Origin of the sequence: Sporomusa sp. KB1, from assembly GCF_007830295.1 — a bacterium.
In the GTDB taxonomy this organism is placed as follows: Bacteria; Bacillota; Negativicutes; order Sporomusales; family Sporomusaceae; genus Sporomusa.
In genome coordinates this window covers 5,085,875-5,105,838 of the sequence record NZ_VLKC01000002.1, presented here as the reverse complement: position 1 = coordinate 5,105,838, position 19,964 = coordinate 5,085,875, and the positions used below count along the sequence as shown (strand labels likewise).

Annotated in this window: 14 protein-coding genes; 12 read left to right on the top strand and 2 right to left on the bottom strand. The window is 44.0% G+C overall.

The features are described from left to right. Positions 1 to 19 precede the first annotated feature (19 nt). Positions 20 to 1,378, top strand: coding sequence for a PFL family protein (locus tag SALPA_RS27470; RefSeq protein ID WP_145101517.1), 1,359 nt, complete (start codon positions 20 to 22; stop codon positions 1,376 to 1,378). A 488-nt stretch (positions 1,379 to 1,866) separates the two neighbouring features. On the opposite strand, the gene SALPA_RS27465 is transcribed toward SALPA_RS27470, so the two are convergent. Then, a complete protein-coding gene (locus tag SALPA_RS27465; protein ID WP_145101516.1) occupies positions 1,867 to 2,181 on the bottom strand; it encodes a GNAT family N-acetyltransferase in 315 nt (104 codons plus the stop codon). 128 nt (positions 2,182 to 2,309) lie between these two features. On the opposite strand from SALPA_RS27465, the gene SALPA_RS27460 reads away from it, so the two are divergent. The 11 genes from SALPA_RS27460 to SALPA_RS27410 all read left to right on the top strand — a co-directional run bounded on the left by SALPA_RS27460 (position 2,310) and on the right by SALPA_RS27410 (position 18,445). After that, positions 2,310 to 3,488 carry a DEAD/DEAH box helicase gene (locus SALPA_RS27460; protein ID WP_145101515.1) on the top strand — a complete coding sequence of 393 codons (1,179 nt, stop codon included), beginning with the start codon at positions 2,310 to 2,312 and terminating at the stop codon, positions 3,486 to 3,488. A 101-nt stretch (positions 3,489 to 3,589) separates the two neighbouring features. After that, a complete protein-coding gene (locus tag SALPA_RS27455; protein WP_145101514.1) occupies positions 3,590 to 3,973 on the top strand; it encodes a rhodanese-like domain-containing protein in 384 nt (127 codons plus the stop codon). Beyond that, positions 3,970 to 5,982 (top strand): DNA topoisomerase 3, encoded by a 2,013-nt coding sequence (locus SALPA_RS27450; protein WP_145101513.1) that lies wholly within the window; start codon positions 3,970 to 3,972, stop codon positions 5,980 to 5,982. Before SALPA_RS27455 ends, SALPA_RS27450 begins: the two co-directional genes overlap by 4 nt. A gap of 527 nt (positions 5,983 to 6,509) precedes the next feature. Continuing rightward, positions 6,510 to 6,761: a helix-turn-helix transcriptional regulator gene (locus SALPA_RS27440; protein ID WP_145101512.1), complete on the top strand. Its 252-nt coding sequence runs from the start codon at positions 6,510 to 6,512 to the stop codon at positions 6,759 to 6,761. Between the two features lie 13 nt (positions 6,762 to 6,774). Next, entirely contained in the window at positions 6,775 to 7,377 is a 603-nt protein-coding gene (locus SALPA_RS27435) for a DUF1819 family protein (protein ID WP_145101510.1), read from the top strand. Further along, positions 7,377 to 7,955, top strand: coding sequence for a DUF1788 domain-containing protein (locus tag SALPA_RS27430; RefSeq protein WP_145101509.1), 579 nt, complete (start codon positions 7,377 to 7,379; stop codon positions 7,953 to 7,955). Before SALPA_RS27435 ends, SALPA_RS27430 begins: the two co-directional genes overlap by 1 nt. Positions 7,956 to 7,969: 14 nt before the next feature. Then, entirely contained in the window at positions 7,970 to 11,605 is a 3,636-nt protein-coding gene (gene brxC / locus SALPA_RS27425; RefSeq protein ID WP_145101507.1) for a BREX system P-loop protein BrxC, read from the top strand. Between the two features lie 13 nt (positions 11,606 to 11,618). Next, positions 11,619 to 12,014 carry a hypothetical protein gene (locus tag SALPA_RS30655; protein WP_222428142.1) on the top strand — a complete coding sequence of 132 codons (396 nt, stop codon included), beginning with the start codon at positions 11,619 to 11,621 and terminating at the stop codon, positions 12,012 to 12,014. Next, on the top strand, positions 12,011 to 15,274 hold the full coding sequence (gene pglX / locus SALPA_RS27420; RefSeq protein ID WP_222428141.1) for a BREX-1 system adenine-specific DNA-methyltransferase PglX: 3,264 nt from the start codon (positions 12,011 to 12,013) through the stop codon (positions 15,272 to 15,274). The genes SALPA_RS30655 and pglX overlap by 4 nt, the downstream gene beginning before the upstream one ends. A 96-nt stretch (positions 15,275 to 15,370) precedes the next feature. Further along, complete coding sequence (locus SALPA_RS27415) at positions 15,371 to 16,441, top strand: virulence RhuM family protein (RefSeq protein WP_145101505.1); 1,071 nt, start codon at positions 15,371 to 15,373, stop codon at positions 16,439 to 16,441. 72 nt (positions 16,442 to 16,513) lie between these two features. Beyond that, positions 16,514 to 18,445, top strand: a complete 1,932-nt coding sequence (locus SALPA_RS27410) for a PglZ domain-containing protein (RefSeq protein WP_145101503.1) — start codon at positions 16,514 to 16,516, stop codon at positions 18,443 to 18,445. Between the two features lie 166 nt (positions 18,446 to 18,611). Here SALPA_RS27410 and SALPA_RS27405 read toward each other — a convergent pair whose 3' ends face one another. Further along, positions 18,612 to 19,928, bottom strand: coding sequence for a DEAD/DEAH box helicase (locus SALPA_RS27405; RefSeq protein WP_145101501.1), 1,317 nt, complete (start codon positions 19,926 to 19,928; stop codon positions 18,612 to 18,614). Between the last annotated feature and the right edge of the window lie 36 nt (positions 19,929 to 19,964).

Sequence of the window (19,964 nt, the reverse complement as noted above, 5' to 3'; positions counted from 1 at the left end):
AGCTTGGAGGAAGATACACATGTTCACAATGAAGGACGTCAATGAAACTAACCGCATGATTGAAGAAAATAAGCTCGATATTCGGACAATCACGATGGGAATCAGCCTGCGAGACTGCGGGCACCCGGATACTAAGGTATTTTGTCAGAATATCTATGATAAGATTACCCGTACTGCTGAAAAATTGGTTAAGACAGGGGAAGATATCGAAGCTGAATATGGCATACCTATTATTAATAAACGTATTTCGGTAACGCCGATTGCTATTGCTGCCGAAAGCTGCCATACAGATAGCTATGTTGCAGTGGCACAGGCATTGGATGCTGCTGCCAAGGAAGTCGGGGTAAACTTTATTGGCGGCTTCACGGCGCTTGTGCAAAAAGGCTATACCAACGGGGACCGCATACTGATTCGCTCCATTCCGGAGGCATTGGCAGTGACTGAACGAGTATGCTCGTCAGTCAATCTGGGCTCAACCAAAGCGGGTATTAATATGGACTGTGTCCGGGAAATGGGCGAGATTATCAAGCTTACCGCCGAACGGACCAAAGACCGGGACGCACTAGGTTGTGCTAAGCTGGTAGTGTTTGCTAATGTGCCTGAGGACAACCCCTTTATGGCCGGCGCGTTCCACGGGGTTGGTGAGCCTGAGGTTACTATTCATGTAGGTGTAAGCGGTCCTGGTGTTGTTAAACGGGCACTGGAAGATGTACGCGGTAAGGATTTTAGTGCTGTGGCTGAAACAATAAAACGCACGGCCTTTAAAATTACCCGTGTTGGCCAATTAGTGGCTCAGGAAGCCTCACGCCGGCTTGGTTATCCGTTTGGAATTATCGACTTATCGCTGGCACCGACACCGGCAGTTGGTGACAGTGTAGCGCATATTCTGGAAGAAATGGGCCTGGAAAGCTGTGGAGCACCAGGTACAACCGCCGCCCTGGCGCTTTTAAATGATGCTGTTAAAAAAGGTGGTTTGATGGCTTCCTCCCATGTAGGTGGTCTTAGCGGAGCCTTTATCCCCGTCAGCGAAGATGCGGGTATGATTGCCGCTATTGAACGTGGCAGCTTGACTTTGGAAAAATTAGAGGCGATGACCTGTGTATGCTCGGTTGGTCTTGATATGATTGCTATTCCGGGAGATACTTCGGCAGCTACCATATCGGCGATTATTGCCGACGAAGCGGCCATTGGCATGATTAATAACAAGACAACGGCTGTGCGGGTTATTCCTGTACCAGGCAAAAAAGTGGGAGATAATGTTGAATTCGGCGGACTGTTGGGCTATAGCCCGATTATACCTGTGAGCAAATTTAAATCAGATGATTTTATTGCCCGGGGCGGGAGAATCCCGGCTCCTGTTCGCAGTTTGACTAATTAGCAGGTAAGATAACGTAGAATAAGAAAAACGCTATGCGTCCTTTGTCTTACGTTGAGTCAATGGAATACAAGGAGAGGGGTTTTACTTTTGGCATTGCCCCAAAAGTAACAAAAGGTCTAGGCCCCAAGCCTCCAAAAGCTGAAAAGCCGGGCGATATTCCTAAAATCCGTAAACTCGCTACGCTCAAACAGTACGGATTTTTTAACGGAATACCGCCCGGCTTTTCTCCTGCGGAACGCTTTTTCCGGCAAAGGCCGGGGGGTTACGGGGGGCACGAAGCACGGGGCACGGGGTCGCCTGTGCCGGGTTTTATACTTGACACCCCCTTGTTTTATAAGGCCTCCATAACTCTCAAAACCATATATTTTCTTAGCTTAAAATAAAAGGCGAGATTGCCGTACTGTCGCTCGCAATGATTGGGAACAGGAAGTACCTGTTGGTTATTGTGAACAATAGTGTAAGCAATCTCGCCTTTTGGGGCTATTTTACTAAAACCTTTGATTTGCCTCCCGATGGGTGGTGATAGCCGCCAGTTTGTCCTCAATGGTTGCTGCCGCTGTCCAAAGGTTTTTAAATACAGTGGAATTTTTGAAGCTTGCGCTCCAGAGATAGGAATCTTCTGGCGTGTAGTAGGCAAAGATGATTTCCTGGTTGGGAGTTTGCGGCATGAGGCCCTCCGCATCAGTGAGTAAGGCGTAAGCCCCCTCTGGCGTAAGCTCAATACCCAGTACCGTTTGTCCATCTTCCACTTCGGTTTCTTCAAAGCCTAGCGATTGGTAAAATTCTACAATGTTGTCACTCATACGTGCTCATCTCCTTAAGATTGTTGAATGGTTGTTATTGCTAGAAAAGGGATTACAGTAGTTGCTGTTGAATTAGGGCATGATAATAACCAGCAGATTTAGACTAGCGGAGGTTGAATAAATAGTATATGAAAAAAGACTTTGAACAATTAGGGCTGATAGCACCGCTGGCCCAGGGGCTTACCAAAGCGGGTATCACTGAGCCTACAACGATACAGCTTGAAGTTATACCACCAGCATTGGCTGGCAAAGATAGTATCGGCCAATCGCCTACCGGTACAGGAAAAACACTGGCCTATCTTTTACCGCTTTTCCAAAAAATTGACACTGCCAAACGCGAGACACAAGCTTTTATTTTGGCACCAACTCATGAATTGGCCATCCAGATCCAGCGTCAGATTGAATTGTTGGCAACTAATACCGGCTTGCCGGTGACGGCTGCCCCCATCATTGGTGATGTCAATATTATGCGGCAAATTGATAAATTAAAGGAAAAACCGCATATCATTACCGGTTCAAGCGGGCGCATCCTCGAATTGGTGCAGAAAAAAAAGATAAACACCCAGACTGTTAAGACCATTGTTCTTGATGAGGTTGACAGATTGCTTGATGATAATAATATGGACAGTGTTAAAGCTGTCATTAAGACTACGCAAAAGGACAGACAACTTTTGGCCTTTTCTGCAACAGTACCGCAGGTGACGCTTGTGCGGGTGCAAGAGCTTATGAATAACCCTGTTGAAATAGTGGCGGCGCAAGAAAAAGCCGGTAATAAGCCGGATATTAAGCATATTTATTTTGTAGCTGAGCGGCGGGATAAGTTTGAATTGCTGCGAAAAATAGTACGAGCCATGCCCATTGACAGAGCGCTGGTCTTTATTAATCGTAGTGATGATGTTGAATTAACGGTGGACAAGCTCAACTATAATGGCTTAACTGCAGCCGGTATCCATGGGCGTTTTCTTAAAGAAGACCGGAAAAAAGCCCTGGATGGGTTTCGGAGTGGCAAACTTCAATTGCTGATCGCCTCTGATTTGGCAGCCCGTGGGCTTGATATCCCCGGAGTAGATTTTGTAATTAATTTAGACTTGCCGGAAGATCCGGCCATCTATTTACATCGAACCGGACGTACCGGGCGGGCGGGGAAAAGCGGGACAGCGATTTCCATAGTATCACCACAGGAAGCTGCTTTAATTACCCACTATGAAAAACAGCTAAAGATAGCAATGCTGCCAAAGCAATTAGCCCATGGTAAGCTATTTGATAAAAAAGCAGGAACTAAGCCAAGGCTTAAGGTAAAGAAATAATCTTGCATGTAAAATATTCTACATTTTCCTTACTATTCCTCTTGCACTTGTCACAGTTGCCAAGAGTTATGTTAAAATGTCACAAGGAGAAATAGTGAAAAATGAATAAAATAATGATGATAGGTATGCTGGTAGTAGTAATGGCTATCAGCGCTGGCTGCAACCAGGTTGTTGCCAGTCAAGGAGGAATTAGTATGACTACCGAGGAAGCGCTTTCTTTGTGGCAGGCCCAAAAAACTGCCATTATTGACGTGCGTACCCTAAAGGAATATCAGGAAGGCCATATTCCTGATGCAGTGCTTATCCCGCTCAATCAATTGGAAACCCGGTTAGATGAAATACCCAAAGACCAGACGGTGCTGCTTATTTGCCGCAGTGGCAGAAGAAGTGCTCAGGGAACAAACCTGTTGCGCAGCAAGGGTTTTGAGCAGGTGGTAAACATCGAAGGCGGCATGCTCGCCTGGCGTGGACCGGTGGTTAAGTGAAGTTATATATTGCTGAAAAACCCAGCATGGCAGCTGAAATTGCGAAATATTTGCCAGGACCGGTAAGCCGCAAGGATGGTTATATTACTACCGGCGATGGCGTAATTACCTGGGGTTATGGGCATATTCTCCGCCAGGCTGAACCGGATGAATATGATCCCAAATATGAAAGATGGCGGGTAGAGGATTTACCGATAATCCCGCAAAACTGGAAGCTGTTGGTGGCTGATTCCTGCAAAAAACAATTTGAAATTGTCAAAGGCTTGATCGACCAGGCAACAGAAATTGTCCACGCCGGTGACCCTGACCGTGAAGGACAGTTACTGATTGATGAAGTGTTGGATTATGTTAATAATCAAAAGCCGGTGCGCCGGATTTTGTTAAATGCACTTGATGAGCATAGCATAAAAAAAGCCATTATCAGCCTGCGGGATAACCAGGAGTTTCATGACTTGAAGCAGTCAGCCTTAGCCAGATCCCGTGCTGACTGGCTGATTGGCATGAATCTATCCCGGGCATATACGTTAGCAGCCCAGCAGGCAGGTCACCGCACAACCTTGCCGGTAGGCCGGGTTAAGACGCCAACCCTGGCCCTTGTTGTCCGCCGTGAGCGGGAAATAGAAGGCTTCAAACAAGTGGAGTATTTTACTGTTAAAGCTGATTTTGAGCATGATACCACTGTTTTTACCGCCTATTGGAAACCGCAAGAGGAACAACCAGGTCTTGATACGGAAGGCCGGTTGGCAGATAAAACCATTGCCAAGGACTTGCTGGCATGGCTGCAGTCGGCTAAGGAGCCAGTGACTGTAATTTCCTGCGAAACAACTGAAAAAAAGGAGCAGCAGCGTCTGCCGCTAGCACTTTCAACCCTGCAGGTTATGGCTGGTAAAAAGTTTGGTTATGATCCGCAGGTGGTATTAGATACGGCCCAAAAGCTATATGAACGCAAGCTCACTACCTACCCGCGTTCTGACTGCGAATTTTTGCCTGAGGCTCAGCATGAAGATGCTGCCACAATTATTGGTAATTTAGGCCGAATTGCTAATAACGAACTGGCAGGCTGGGCGGCTAAAGCCGATACCAATATTAGCAGCCGTGCCTGGAATGATAAGAAAATCACCGCTCACCATGCCATCATACCTACTGTGGAACGATGTAATTTTGCCAGTTTGAATGAGACAGAAAGAAATATTTATTTTCTTATTGCTCAGACCTATATTGCCCAATTTTATCCGGTTCATGTTTATGATCAGACGCGGGCTGAACTGGAACATGCCGGTGAAACCTTCATCGCCAATGGCCGTATTATCAAGGAATTAGGCTGGAAAGAAATCTATAGCGCCGATACCGAAGAAAAAAAAGAGGATGACAGTACAATGCTGCCATCCATGATGAAAGGCGATCAGCCTTTATTTATACGGGCTTCGGCTGAGAAAAAATCGACAAAACCACCAGGCCGGTTTACGGCGGCTACGCTGCTAGCTGCTATGAAAGAAATACATAAATATGTAAAAAATCCTGACTTGAAAAAGCAGCTCAAAGATGTGGCCGGCATTGGCACCGAGGCTACCCGTGCTACCATTATTAAAGAACTGATTGACCGCGGCTTTTTGAAGGAAGAAACCAAGAGAAAATATCTTAAACCCACTGAGCCGGCGTATTTGCTTGTCGATATACTGCCGGAAGAAATTACCTATCCTGACTTTACCGCTTTATGGGAGGATATTTTACACCAGATGGCCGAAGGCCATGCCAGCCTGGACACTTTTTTAATGCAGCAAGCCCGGTTTACGGCCAGTCTATGCACCAAGGCCAAGGGGGCCGACATACCACTCAATGGTGAGTATCATTGTCCTCGCTGTCGTAAAGGGGTGCTCCAACTCCGGAATGGTAAGCATGGCAAGTTTTGGGGCTGTTCACGCTATCCGGCTTGCCGGGCTTCTTATAATGATAAGAATGATAAGCCGGATATGCCGGTACCACCAGCAAAAAAACAAGGGCAAGGCTGATTACGCCTTGCCCTTGGATACTTTCCGCTTGGCACCATAGGTCTTGGTGCTGGCGGGTTTCGGTTTGCGACGGCTTCTTAAATTATTAGATAAGGTACAATAAATTTCGCAAATTGAATTAAGGCAATAGTGACCAAGCAGTTTTGTTATACGGAGATAGCTGTTTTCACCAAATAAAATTCCTAATTACCGCACATGCCGGGCAAATTGATAAAGCTGGGGCACCATACATTTTTCATTCTCTTGGGTAATGATGGCAGGCAAAAGTGAAATTGAACATATATGTGGAGTTCTACACGATACCATCGAAGATAGTGACATTACTTTGGAATTTTTGCAAAATAGCCACCGGTAGCAGAGATGTGAGCGAGTGGTGTTTTGCTTTTTATGTGGAAATTTGTGCGCTTGTCATGATATTTATTTGAGAAAAAATCGCAAATATCTATATATTTTTGCTATTGATATAAGAATTACTATGATATAATATACAATGTAAATTTTTGTTAAAACAATTGAGGTGTTGAATAATGGACGTATGCTACAACAAATTACTTAAGCTGTTGATTGATAAACGCATCAAAAAGACTGAACTGCGAAAAATGACCGGCATTAGCCCGAACACCTTGACCAAATTATCTAATAATGAATTTGTGTCTATGGAGGTACTGGTGAAGATTTGCCGCGCGCTCAATTGTGATATTGGAGATATTGTTGAAGTCGTTCAGAGTCCTGATAATAATGCGGCCTTGTCATCAAGTAAAACAATTCTAGAGCAATAGGAGAAAAACAGATATGGAACGCAAGGAATATAGTGCAGGGATGGTCAAGCTTTCCTTCTGGTTTGCTGAGTTCCGCAAGGTGATTCAACTGCTGAGCAGCGGTAAAACTTTGCCGGAAATTAAGAAGCTGAATGTAGAAGAAAATATATTTTTAGCGCCAACACAGGCAAGGGCAATCCAGATATTCAACACGGTGTCAACTCGTGTGAAGAGCTTGAATCCCTCTTTTTATACATTGTTTGAGCAAAGCAATATTTCAAACCAGAAAGTAATTGCCCTAATAGCGGTGATGCAAAGTGACAGCTTGTTTTTTGACTTCGTTTACGAGGTCTATCGTGAAAAGCTGATTATTGGTGTTGATGAATTGACAGACAGCGACCTTGGAGTTTTTTTCAAAAACAAACAGCTACAAAGCGAGAAGGTGGCGAAATGGACGGACTACACTTTAAAACGTTTGGGCACCTGTTATAAGACTATGTTCATGGAAGCAGGCTTAATTGATCGAGAAACAGGAAGTAGGAAAATCCTAAAGCCAATCATCGATAACGCTTTGGAAGACTGTTTGAAGGCAAATGGCATGGAAACCATACTCCGTGCGCTGACAGGGGTGAGATAATGGCAAGCTTGGAAGAACGACTGGATGCGGCAGAGCACATGATTAAGTTGCCCAGCTTCCGGGAGAACAAAGGCCTGGGAAACGAAGTGGGCTATTATGTATTTGATTATCCGGCCGACAAAGAATTGATTGTGCGAGAACATATTGCATATATGAAGGAAAAAAACAGTAAAGGCACAGACGGGTTTGAGCTTGTTGTGTATGACCTTTACGACATAATCATTGATCTTCTGGAAAAGGAAGGATTCATGAAACAATGTTTCCAGTTTGAAAAGAAAAAAGGGATGGAACGCATTGTCAAGGCAGTAGGAAATCTGCTGCAAGTCAATGATGATGAAAGTCTGATTGTAAAATACATTCAGGAGCATACTCCTCAAGATGCGGTGGTTTTTTTGATCGGTGTAGGAAAATGCTATCCGCTGCTACGCTCACATAAGGTGCTCAATAATCTTCATCAGGCCATTGATCGTGTTCCGGTTGTCATGTTTTATCCCGGTAAATATAACGGGCAGGAATTAGTCTTGTTTGGTGCGATTAAAGACGATAATTATTACAGAGCCTTTCGGCTCGTGGATTAAAGGAGTGGAATGCTATGATGCTGAAGGAACTGTTTGCCAAGGATATTGAACGCGACATTAAAGGTGTGATCAAGGTCGGCCAAGGCGATGATGAAAACATTCGCCAGGAACTGGAGGAATACGTTGTCACCCGCGAATTGCAAAAGCATTTTGCGGATTTCTTCGCCAGTTACAAAAAAGGCATCAACGGCCATACCGATAAGATGGGCGTTTGGATTTCCGGTTTCTTTGGCAGCGGTAAATCCCACTTTCTGAAAATCTTATCCTACCTACTCGAAAACAAAGAAGTAAACGGCAAAAAGGCGCTGGAGTATTTTACCGATGATAATAAAATTGCCGATGCCATGGTGTTGGCAGATATGAGACTGGCTACCAGTGTTGCCACAAACACCGATGTGGTGTTGTTTAACATCGACTCTAAAAGCGAGATGACCGGCAAACAGTCAAAGGATGCCATCGTCTCGGTTTTCTTAAAAGTATTCAATGAAATGCAGGGGTTTTGCGGCTCCATCCCTTTCCTGGCTGATTTGGAGCGCACTCTTGCCGAAGCGGGGCGCTATGAAGAGTTCAAAGAAAAATTTACCGCTGATTTCGGCAAACCTTGGGAAACCTCCCGTCACAAGTTCGATTTCATTCAGGATAAAATCGTTGATGTTCTAGACGAGATGGGCTTTATGAGTGAAGCTGCAGCTCGTAACTGGTGCGAGAAGGCAACGGAAAGCTACAATATCAGCATCGAAGATTTCGCCAAGCTGGTGAAGGAATACATCGAGCGCAACGGCAACAACCATCATCTGGTATTCTTGGTAGATGAAATCGGTCAGTACATAGGAGATGACTCCAAACTGATGCTGAACCTCCAGACGGTAACCGAGGATCTGGGCACTGCCTGCCAGGGCAAGGCGTGGGTCGTTGTAACCAGTCAGCAGGACATTGACGCTATTGCCAAGGATATGGGGCTCAGGAGCAATGACTTCTCGAAGATCCAGGGACGGTTTGATACCCGTCTGTCATTATCTTCAGCAAACGTGGATGAAGTCATCAAGAAAAGGATCTTGGGCAAAAAGCCCACTCCGGAACAAATCCTTACACTTCTGTATGAGCAAAAAGCCACCATCATCAAAAACCTGATTGTTTTCAATGACGGTGTAGAAAAAAAACTATATGCCGGTGACAAGGATTTTGCCGCCGTTTATCCCTTTGTACCCTACCAGTTCAACCTGCTGGCCAGCGTACTGACTTCCATCCGTACCCATGGCGCTTCCGGCAAGCATCTGTCCGAAGGCGAACGCTCGATGATTGCGCTGTTCAAGGAATCGGCCATGAAGCTGATGCATAAGGAGACAGGAGCCATCATTCCGTTCAACGTGTTCTATGATGCCCTACACCAATTCCTTGATCACAGCCATAAAGGCGTAATCATCCGGGCCTGGGAAAACGATTATATCAATCCAGACCGCGAGGCAGACTGCTTCAATGTCAATGTTCTGAAAACGCTGTTCATGATTAAGTATGTCAAGGAGATTACTGCCAACCTTGACAACATCACCAGCCTAATGATTGATGATATTGATACCGACCGTATCGAATTGAAAAAGAAAGTGGGAGAAGCCCTGAAAGTCCTTGTCCGCCAGATGCTGGTGCAGAAAAACGGCGATATCTACGTATTCCTGACCGATGAAGAGCAGGAAATCAACCGGGAAATTGAAGGCCAGAATGTGGAACTGGCTGAGGTGCTGGGCAAGGTTTCCGAACTGATCTTTGAAGACATCTTTACGGATAAGAAATATCGCTACCCTGCCTTAAACGGGCGGTATAACTTTGCTTTTAATCAGTTGGTGGATGACCGTCCGTATAAAACCAATCAAAATCATGATATTGGCGTTCATGTGGTGACCCCGAAGTCAGAGTATGGCGGAGACGAAATCACCCTACGCATGCTGTCCGGGCAACGTAAAGAAGTTTTGGTGGTTCTACCTAACGACGTAGCGTTTATTGATGAACTGCGAAGTGCACTTAAAATTGAAAAATACCTGCGACTTACCACTTCCAGTACGTTAACCAAGTTTGAAACCATCAAAGAAGCGAAACGGGTAGAGATGCGGGAACGTAACGGGAACGCCAAACTGTTCCTGATTGAGTCAATGAAACAGGCCGATATCTATGTGAACGGCGATAAAGCGCCGATTGTCAGCAAAGATGTCACGGCGAAAATCAATGATGCCCTAGGGCGTTTGGTTTCTGCCGTTTATCATAAGCTGACCTACATTGATGCAGTCATGGGGGAAGCCAACATCCGCGCTTTGTTCAAGAGATCAAATCAGCAGGCTCTGACCTTGAACGGCGATACGGAAGCGAATGTTCATGCCCTCAATGATATGTTGAATTTTATTTCGATGAATTCCGGTTCCCACATGAAGACCTCCATGAAAAGCCTTTTGGACCGGTTTATGAAAGCTCCTTACGGTTTCGTTGAGGATGACGTGGAATGGCTAGTGGCCAAGTTGTTCAAAAATGGCGATATCGCGTTCAATGTCAACGGCAGCAGCGTCACGCTTTTGAATAAGAGCGAGGATGACCTTGTCCGCTATATCACCAAGCGGGAGTATGTGGAAAAGCTGCTGACCGAGCGTCGCGAAAAAGCCAATGACAACCAGAAGAAGGTTGTTCGTGAAGTCATGAAGGAACTGTTCGGCATTTCCAGCGTAAATGATGACGATGACTCTATGATGCGATCTTTCCAAAGCTACAGCCAGAACATTGTCACTGAACTGGAAAAATTCGAGATCATGCAGAGAACAGCGGCTTTGCCAGGAAAGAAAGTGGTAGTCAGCGGAAAAACCATCCTTCGTGCCGTTACTCAAATACAGTCTCCCATAGAATTTTTCAAAAAAATCCATGCCGATCGCAATGATTATCTTGATTTTGCCGAAGATTATGAGCCAGTGAAGACCTTTTTTTCCGGTGAACAGAAAACCATCTTTGAGCGGGCTTTGGATCTCATGATGATCTACGATGACAGTAAAACATTCATTGTGGATGAGGGCGTGGAAAGCGCCGTTGCGGAAATCAAGGCCATCTTGCATAAAGAAGCTCCTTATAAGGACATTCCGAAACTGCCGGAGTTGATTGACTGTTTCCGTGATGCCTACATGAAAGTCCTTACCTCGATGGAAGCGCCGGTTCTTGCCGCCATTGACGATGCTCGCAACCGGGTGTTTGAAGTGCTTAATATCAAAGAATACAAGGATGAATTTGCCGCTCGCTTCCGTAAACTCTTTACGGAAATCGAAGAGAAGGCCAAGTCATGCAATAACGTGGCTACCTTGCAAAATATCAAGGTAGAAGCCGATGCCCTGAAAGTTCGCTTGCTCAATGAGATTGCCAAGAAGGATGAACAGATTGCTATTGCCCTTGCCAAAGCGAAAGCTATTGCTGAAAAGCCTGCTGAATATGGCAGTACAGGAACAAAGCCGGTTGCTCCTCCCCCGAAAATCAAGAAGCACAAAAACATCAGCATCAAAACTGTCAACGTGGCCAATTCCTGGCAGATTGAATCGGTGCATGACGTGGACAAGTATATGGCAGTCCTGAGAGAACAGATTATCAAGGAACTGGATGAGGATACGGTTATCAATATTGAATTCTAAGGAGCTGTAGACAATGAACAAAACAGCTATTAAAAACTTTGCAATCTGGGCAAGAAATAAGCTGATCGCAGATATCACATATAAGGCAGGACTTTTAGGAATTACTGAAAAGGCGATTAAAAGCCCTCTGCCGCAGTCTACAAAAGATGTACATTTCTTCGGCATCGGCACTAAAGAGCCATATTCCATTTCCGGCATCGAGATCAAGCAACGCGAAGCACTGGCAACCGTTATCCGAAACAAAGAGCAGCAAGCTGATTATTCGACCGCCTACAAAGCGGTTATCGAGGAAGTGGACTATACTTGGTTTAACCGTTTGATTGCAGTGCGGTTTATGGAGGTCAACGATTATCTTACTTCCCGCGTCCGTGTGCTTTCTTCAGAAAGCACGGGGAGCCGGACCTGGTGACCCATCCTTTTGATAACGATCTGGAGTTTACCCCTTATGAAAAAGACCGCATTATGCAGTTAAAACAGGAGAATCAGCTGGATGAGCTGTTTTGCATGTTGTTTATCAAACAGTGCAATGCGCTAAATGCCATTTTGCCGAACCTGTTTGAAAAAACCAGTGACTATACTGAGCTGTTGCTGAATGTAGTGTTCACTGACAAGGATGGCTTGGTGTATCGTCTAGTTCATGACATTTCGGAAGATGATTTTAAAGAAGCTGTAGAAATTATCGGCTGGATGTACCAGTATTACAATGACGAACGTAAAAATCAAGTTATCAATATTTACAAAGGGACAGTGAAAAAAGAAGATATTTCTGCGGCAACTCAGTTGTTCACAACAGATTGGGTAGTTCGTTATATGGTGGATAACTCCCTAGGACTGTATTGGATAGAACGGAATCCGCAAAGTAAACTGCATGAAAAACTAGAGTTCTTTGTCACCCCTAAGAGTGGAGAAATTACATACATCGACGAAAAAGTTGAGCCAAAGGATTTGACTTTCTTTGATCCATGTATGGGAAGTGGTCATATACTGGTTTATACTTTTGATGTTTTGATGGAAATTTACCGTGAACGTGGCTATTCTGACCGCGATGCGGCTGTTTGTATTTTGAAAGATAATCTATACGGTTTGGATATTGATGATCGCGCATATCAGTTGGCTTATTTTGCAGTTATGATGAAAGCGAGAAGTTACAACCGTCGTGTGCTGACTATGGGGATTTTACCCAATGTCTGCGCAATTCAAGAAAGTAATGGGATTTCAACATTTGTACAAAATGGTATTACTGTCGATAGCAAACTTAATGTTATTGGTGAATACTTAATTGAGCAATATTGTCATGCAAAGGAAGTCGGTTCTTTACAATCAGTTGATCAAAAAAATTACGACGCATTTGAAGCCTACTTGCGGGATTGTGAAAAGGCTGTGCCAATGGATCTCTTCTCATCGGCTCAGTTTAACTACACTGCGAATATCATGCGTAATTTAGTGCAACAGGCAAAAATCATGGCTAAGAAATATACGATAGTTTGTACAAATCCGCCATATATGAACAAGCTTGAAAGTCATCTGAAAGAGTTTGTAATTAATCAATATAAGCCCTATAGTGGGGACTTGTTCAGTGTGTTTATGTACCGCAATTTTGGTTATTGCAGGCCTAATGGTTATTCAGCATTTATGACACCATTTGTTTGGATGTTTATAAAAACTTATGAGAATTTGCGTAAGTTTATCATCAATAATAAATCTATTACTACTCTTATTCAGATGGAGTATTCTGCTTTTGAAGAAGCTACAGTGCCGATTTGTTCTTTTGTGCTACAAAATGCAAAAGATATGCAAAATGGATACTACTTTAAGCTATCCGACTTTAAGGGTGGCATGGAAGTGCAAAAACAAAAAGTGCTGGAAGCACTGGTAGATAAAAATTGTGGTTATTTCTTTGAAACTAACGCTGAAAACTTTTCTAAAATCCCGGGGATGCCGATTGCGTATTGGATATCTGACAAAATGATTTATCCTTATTCGCGGTGTTTGTCGGAGCAGCTAATCTATGATGTATTAGATTTGAAAGCGGGATTATCCACTGCTGATAATCCCAAATATCTTCGGCATTGGTCTGAAGTTGAAGTAGGGAAAATAGGATTTTACTATAAAAATATAGAACAAACATTAGATGGATGTCATAAATGGTTTCCTTGTAATAGTGGCGGTGAATTTCGTAAATGGTCAACAAATGATGAATATGTTATTGATTGGGAATTAGGCGGGAGAAAACTTAAATTGCAAAAAGGAGCAGCACTAAGAAATCAAGACTGTTATTTTCAGGAAGGATTAACTTGGAATAAATTAAGCTCGTCACGATTTGCTGTTAAATACAAGGGAATAGGGTATATTTTTGATGATACAAGTCGCTCTGCATTCGGAAAGCATAAAGAATATTCATTGTATTATATTGCAGGATTCTTGTGTTCGAGAATAGCATTTCAGTATTTGCAAGCACTTAATCCTACAATGAGTTTTACAAATTATGACTTGGAACGATTACCTATTATTTTTGCTCTGGATCAAGGTGCGGTGGAAAGGCTCGTGAAAAATAACATTGCGATTTCGCAATTAGACTGGGATGCTTTTGAAGTATCATGGAATTTCCAGAGACATCCACTGCTTATTTACGGTAATAATGGTCAAATTGCATATGCATTTGCATCATGGGAAGTTTTTGCCTACAATCAATTCGCTCAACTCAAAGCCAACGAAGAAGAATTAAACCGCATTTTCATCGAAATATACGGTTTACAAGACGAATTAACTCCCGAAGTTGAGGAAAAGGACGTGACCATTCGAAAAGCTGATTTAGGACGTGATATCCGCAGCTTTATTTTATATGCTGTTGGCTGTATGTTTGGTCGTTATTCGTTGGATAAAGAAGGTTTGGTTTTTGCTGGTGGTGATTTTGAAGATTACTACCGGAAATACAAGGGTCATGCGGCACTTGATAAAGACGGAAATCCAATTCGTGGTGGTTATGCTGGAATCAGTTTAGCATCATATCGTTATGCTGATATAAAAATTGATGGCGCGTGGAAAAGGGCAACATATGAACCAGATGCGGATAATATCATCCCTATCACCGACGAAGAATACTTCGAAGATGATATTGTTGGTTTATTCGTCGCCTTTGTCAAAAAGGCGTATGGTGCAGAGACATTAGAAGAAAATCTTGATTTTATCGCTGCTGAAGTGGGTAACAAAGGAAATACCTCTCGCGAAATTATTCGCAACTATTTTCTGAAAAACTTTTTCAAGGATCACTGCAAAGTATACCAAAAATGCCCCATCTATTGGCTGTTTGACAGCGGCAAGGCCGATGGCTTCAAGGCACTCATTTATATGCACCGTTATGATGAGAATACCATTGGCAACCTTCGTATCGACTATCTGCATAAGATGCAACGAGTTTATGAGCGCGAACTTGCCAGGATGCAGGAAACTATTGATAATAGCACCAATGCCCGCGAGGTGACTGCTGCCGAAAAGCGCAAGGACAAGCTGACCAAACAACTGAAAGAAACCAAGGACTACGATGAAAAGATTGCCCATCTGGCGCTTGCCCGTATCGCCATAGATCTGGACGACGGCGTCAAGGTCAATTATGAGAAAGTACAAACTGGAATAGATGGCAAGAAGCTGGACGTGCTGGCGACGATATAGAATTGTAGGGTTAAGAGTTGAAAGTTAAGTGAAGGTCTGAAATAACTGAACTCTTAACTCTAAAAACTTAACTCTATTACCTTGGAGGTGACAGGGATGAACGAAAAGGATAATGAAATTTCTTCGTCCAGAGGTGAATTCCTTTTTTATCAGACGCAAGATGGTAAAACCCGCGTGGAATGCCGCTTTGAAGATGAAACTCTTTGGCTCAGCCAGGGCTTAATGGCGGAGCTTTATCAAAAGGATGTTCGGACGATCAATGAACATTTGAAAAATATTTACGCTGAAGGTGAATTGTCACCGGAGGCAACTATCCGGAAATTCCGGATAGTTCGATTGGAAGGCGAACGAGAGGTTAACAGGGAAATTGAACACTATAGCTTAGAGGCAATCCTTGCTGTCGGGTATCGGGTTCGTTCGCAGCGCGGTACACAATTTCGTCGTTGGGCAACAGATCGGCTCAAGGAATATTTAGTCAAAGGTTTTGTTATGGATGATGAGCGACTGAAAAACCCACCGTTTCCAGGATCAGGCGTGCCGGATTATTTTGATGAAATGCTGGAACGCATTCGCGACATTCGCGCCAGCGAACGGAGAATGTATCTGCGTGTCAAAGAAATTTTCGCTATGGCCGCTGATTATGAACCTTCTTCACAAGAAAGCGTACAGTTTTTTAGTGTTATTCAAAATAAGCTGCATTATGCTGCAACGGGAATGACCGCTGCTGAATTAATTCAGTCCCGTGCCAATCATAGCTTTCCGAATATGGGGTTGATGACATGGAAAGGCGATGAAGTCCGTAAGACAGATGTAATTGTAGCCAAAAATTATTTAAATGAAATGGAAATTGATGAGTTGAATCGGATCGTTGTCATGTGGCTGGATTATGCAGAAGATCAAGCCAGAAGGCGTAAGCAGGTATTCATTAAGGATTGGGAACAAAAGTTGGATGAGTTTCTCAAATTTAATGAGCGCCAGGTGCTTTCGAATAAAGGAAGTGTAAGCAAACAGCGAGCCGATGAATTTGCGAAACAGGAATACGATCGCTTTTCTGTTCGTCGCCGTGAGTATAAAGAACTAGCCGGTGGAGAAGAAAATATCAAGGCATTGGAAGTTGCCGCAAAACAATTGCCTTCACGAAAAAACGTGAGACAACCGGATGAATAGAAAATTATTGATCACTTTAAAACTAAACTTTCAACTCTTAACACTCAACATTAAAAAGCCGGAGGCTAAAAAATGCCTGAACTTAACTTAAAGCAAATTACAGACAAGCTCAACGCCGAGTTCTCTGGCGATACCCGGAAGCTGGTATTCTGGTATGATGAAAAGGCAGAGTTTGCCGACGATATTGATACATTGAAACTGGCAGATGCTAAGGTTTATCATTTGAAACCAGATAACCAGTTCTATACCAAATACTTTTTAGAGCGGTTGGACAAGGAAACCAGCTATTTGATTTATGCGCCATTTCCGAAGCCGCCGATGCGGGATAACCATTTGGAGGACACGCTGCTGTATTCAAAGCAGTTCTTTGCCGACCGCGTATCTTTACTGGCGGTGGATTTGGGCATTGATGAAAAGTACAAGCCGGTTATTCAGAAGTATATTAAATTCTTCGGCGCTAAGGATCGGACGCAGAAGTTCTATGATCTGGAGATTGAAAATTTTACAAGGGAAAGTATTGAAGTCGCCCTAATGAGTGTGCTCTGCAAAACTCGCACCGCTTCCTTCGATGAGCTGCTGCGTGTGGTTATGACGGAGGATAGTTTTGAAGACAATAAGTTCCTGGCCGAATTGACAAAGTATGATCTGTTGCCTGCGTTTTGGCGGCTTTGTGAGGAACAGTTCGGTTATACCGATGTGAAACCAACGCTGGAAAAGCTTGTCGTGAGCATGTTCGTAACCTATACCGCCAGATATCTGAAAAGTGAAGTGCCTGTAAGCTGGCGCAGTTTCGTGTCCTACAAGTCCGGCAATATTATTGCCTTTATGGACAACTTGATGAATAACATATTGTATCGTGAGCGATATGACGAAATTTCTACTACTATTGCAGTTGGATTTAAAGTCGCTGCAACGCTCGAAAGTTACGAACCGGAAGATCTGCTGGATTGTGATACCTTTGCGGTGTTGGACAGTTTCTTTTTGCGGTGGATTTCGGAGCGACTGATGAACGAGAACACCGGAGCAAAGCTGAATGGACTAGATATACCAGCTATTTGCGAGTATCGCAGCAAGAAGCATTTTGGCGTGAAGTTTAAGACGCAGTATCAGATGCTGTCCAGCGCTTTTAACCTTATAGGCGCGGCCAATTATTTCTGCCCGGATGATATGGAATCGATCTATGTGTATCACAACCAGATTGATGCCCGGGGCGACAAGCCCAATACTGAACATGAAGTCTTTACTGCCTGCGAGGAAGCGGTCGAAGAAATCTATGATCTGATCAAACGGTTGTCTGTTAGCGCCAATACCTATCACTTTATCGTTACGGCGGATCATGGATTTATTTATAAGCGTGATAAACTGAGTGAGAGTAATAAAATTAGCGGAATTGCCGGAAAGGGTAACTTTATGAATCGCCGCTTTATGATCTCTGATATGGCGATTGCAGATGATGGCGTGGCATCTTTCTCATTAGGTACGGTGCTGGAAAATGACGACAAAAGAAGCGTATCATTCCCGATCAACTCCCACGTATTCAAGGTTCCCGGTGGCGGTCAGAATTATGTCCATGGCGGTTCCTCGCCACAGGAAATGATTGTTCCGGTTATTGATGTTCGGACCGAAAAATACCATATGGAAACCCGAACGGCCCAGATTTCGCTGGTGAGCATGGTGCAGAAAATCACGAATCTGATTGCTTCTCTCGACTTCATTCAATCAGAACCGGTCAGTGATGTGGTGAAAGCAACCAGTTACAAGCTGTTCTTTATTTCCGAGGATAATGAGAAAATCTCCAGTGAGTGCATGTATTTGGCGGATAAACAGGATGTTGACCCGCAAAAGAGAATTTTCCGGCTGCGGTTCAATTTTAAGAATAAACAGTATGATAATTCCAAGCAGTATTATTTGGTGGCTTATGATGAAAAGAATGACTTGGAAATATTGCGTCATGGAGTAGTAATGGATATTGCTTTCGCCAATGACTTCGGATTTAACGTATAAGGTGGTGATGGCATGAGTGAATTTCAGCTCGCCTCGGCAGAAATGACAGCAGAAAATAAACCAGAAGAATTATTGGAGGGTAAAATAAAAAATACGGTCTCGTCAGATAATTGAAGGCATGAAATGTATGCCGGTACCACCAGGGCAACAAAAAGGGCAAGGCTGATTACGCCTTGCCCTTGGATACTTTCCGCTTGGCACCATAGGTCTTGGTGCTGGCGGGTTTCGGTTTGCGACGGCTTCTTAAATTATTGCCGCCATGACTGTCAGTTTTTTTATCAGCAGTCTTTTTGTCGGCCACTGGTTTTTCCATGAATCTCTTAGGCGCAGCGGCAGGGGTTTTTTTGGTGGCATTTTTAATTACTCTTTGTCCATTGGCCTTATATTTTTCAATCGTTGAACCGATACCTTGTTCAATTAAACGCAAATACATATGTTCACCGGGAACAATGAAGGTGATGGCTGTCCCGGTTTCACCGGCCCGGCCAGTACGTCCGATACGGTGGATATAACTTTCGGTGTCGTGCGGGATATCATAACTAAATACATGAGTAACACCTTCGATATCCAAGCCGCGGGCGGCAATATCAGTGGCAACCAGGAGCTGTAGCCTGGCTTCACTAAAGCGCTTCATAACCTGAGCGCGTTTGGCCTGGGACAAGTCGCCATGCAGTTCGTCTGCTTTGTAACCGCGCTGAATGAGTGCAGTATTGAGAGCCTTGGCCCGTTCCTTGGTATGACAGAAGACAATGGCTAGATAGGGTTGATATTCGTCAATCATAGCGCAGAGTTTGTCAAGCTTACCTGCTTCAGGCAGTTCAATCATAACCTGCTTGATTTCATCTAAGGTTATATTTTGCGTCTGGATATGAATATCTGCCGGTTTGGTCATATAGCGTGCCGCCAGCGAGCGTACCTTTGGCGGCATGGTGGCTGAAAACAGCAGGGTTTGCCGTTTGGGGGAGGTCAACTTAATAACCTCTTCCACTTCGTCTAAAAAGCCCATATGGAGCATTTGATCGGCCTCATCCAAAACCAGCTTAGAGACTCCTGAAAGCACCAGTGTTTTGCGGCGTACATGATCAAGCAAGCGGCCGGGGGTACCGATAACAAGGTGTGGCTGACCGCGGAGTTTGCGAATTTGTTCATCCACATCCTGACCGCCATAAACGGCTAATACGTTACTATCCAGCACATTTGCCAGTTTTACGGCTTCATCCCTGATTTGCATAGTTAATTCCCTGGTAGGGGTGACAATTAAGGCTTGTACATGCGGGGCCGAGGTTCTTATTTTTTCTAAAATAGGCAGTAAAAACGCCAGCGTCTTGCCGGTGCCTGTCTGTGACTGAGCAATGACATCTTTGCCTGCCAGTACCACCGGAATAGTTTGTATCTGGACTGGAGTAGGCTGGATAATACCAGCTTGTTTTAAAAATTGAGTCAGCTCAGGGCGAATACCCAGGGCTGAGAAATTTGTTGCCATTAATAAAACACCTTTCTTTTCCAAGTGAACTCGTTT

What these genes read in the sequence shown, in the direction of transcription:
- SALPA_RS27405 (WP_145101501.1), bottom strand. Translation starts at nt 19,928, where the DNA reads ATGGCAACAAATTTCTCAGCCCTGGGTATTCGCCCTGAGCTGACTCAA.
- brxC (WP_145101507.1), top strand. Translation starts at nt 7,970, where the DNA reads ATGATGCTGAAGGAACTGTTTGCCAAGGATATTGAACGCGACATTAAA.
- SALPA_RS27465 (WP_145101516.1), bottom strand. Translation starts at nt 2,181, where the DNA reads ATGAGTGACAACATTGTAGAATTTTACCAATCGCTAGGCTTTGAAGAA.
- SALPA_RS27415 (WP_145101505.1), top strand. Translation starts at nt 15,371, where the DNA reads ATGAACGAAAAGGATAATGAAATTTCTTCGTCCAGAGGTGAATTCCTT.
- SALPA_RS27460 (WP_145101515.1), top strand. Translation starts at nt 2,310, where the DNA reads ATGAAAAAAGACTTTGAACAATTAGGGCTGATAGCACCGCTGGCCCAG.
- SALPA_RS27440 (WP_145101512.1), top strand. Translation starts at nt 6,510, where the DNA reads ATGGACGTATGCTACAACAAATTACTTAAGCTGTTGATTGATAAACGC.
- SALPA_RS27455 (WP_145101514.1), top strand. Translation starts at nt 3,590, where the DNA reads ATGAATAAAATAATGATGATAGGTATGCTGGTAGTAGTAATGGCTATC.
- SALPA_RS27410 (WP_145101503.1), top strand. Translation starts at nt 16,514, where the DNA reads ATGCCTGAACTTAACTTAAAGCAAATTACAGACAAGCTCAACGCCGAG.
- SALPA_RS27435 (WP_145101510.1), top strand. Translation starts at nt 6,775, where the DNA reads ATGGAACGCAAGGAATATAGTGCAGGGATGGTCAAGCTTTCCTTCTGG.
- SALPA_RS30655 (WP_222428142.1), top strand. Translation starts at nt 11,619, where the DNA reads ATGAACAAAACAGCTATTAAAAACTTTGCAATCTGGGCAAGAAATAAG.
- SALPA_RS27430 (WP_145101509.1), top strand. Translation starts at nt 7,377, where the DNA reads ATGGCAAGCTTGGAAGAACGACTGGATGCGGCAGAGCACATGATTAAG.
- SALPA_RS27470 (WP_145101517.1), top strand. Translation starts at nt 20, where the DNA reads ATGTTCACAATGAAGGACGTCAATGAAACTAACCGCATGATTGAAGAA.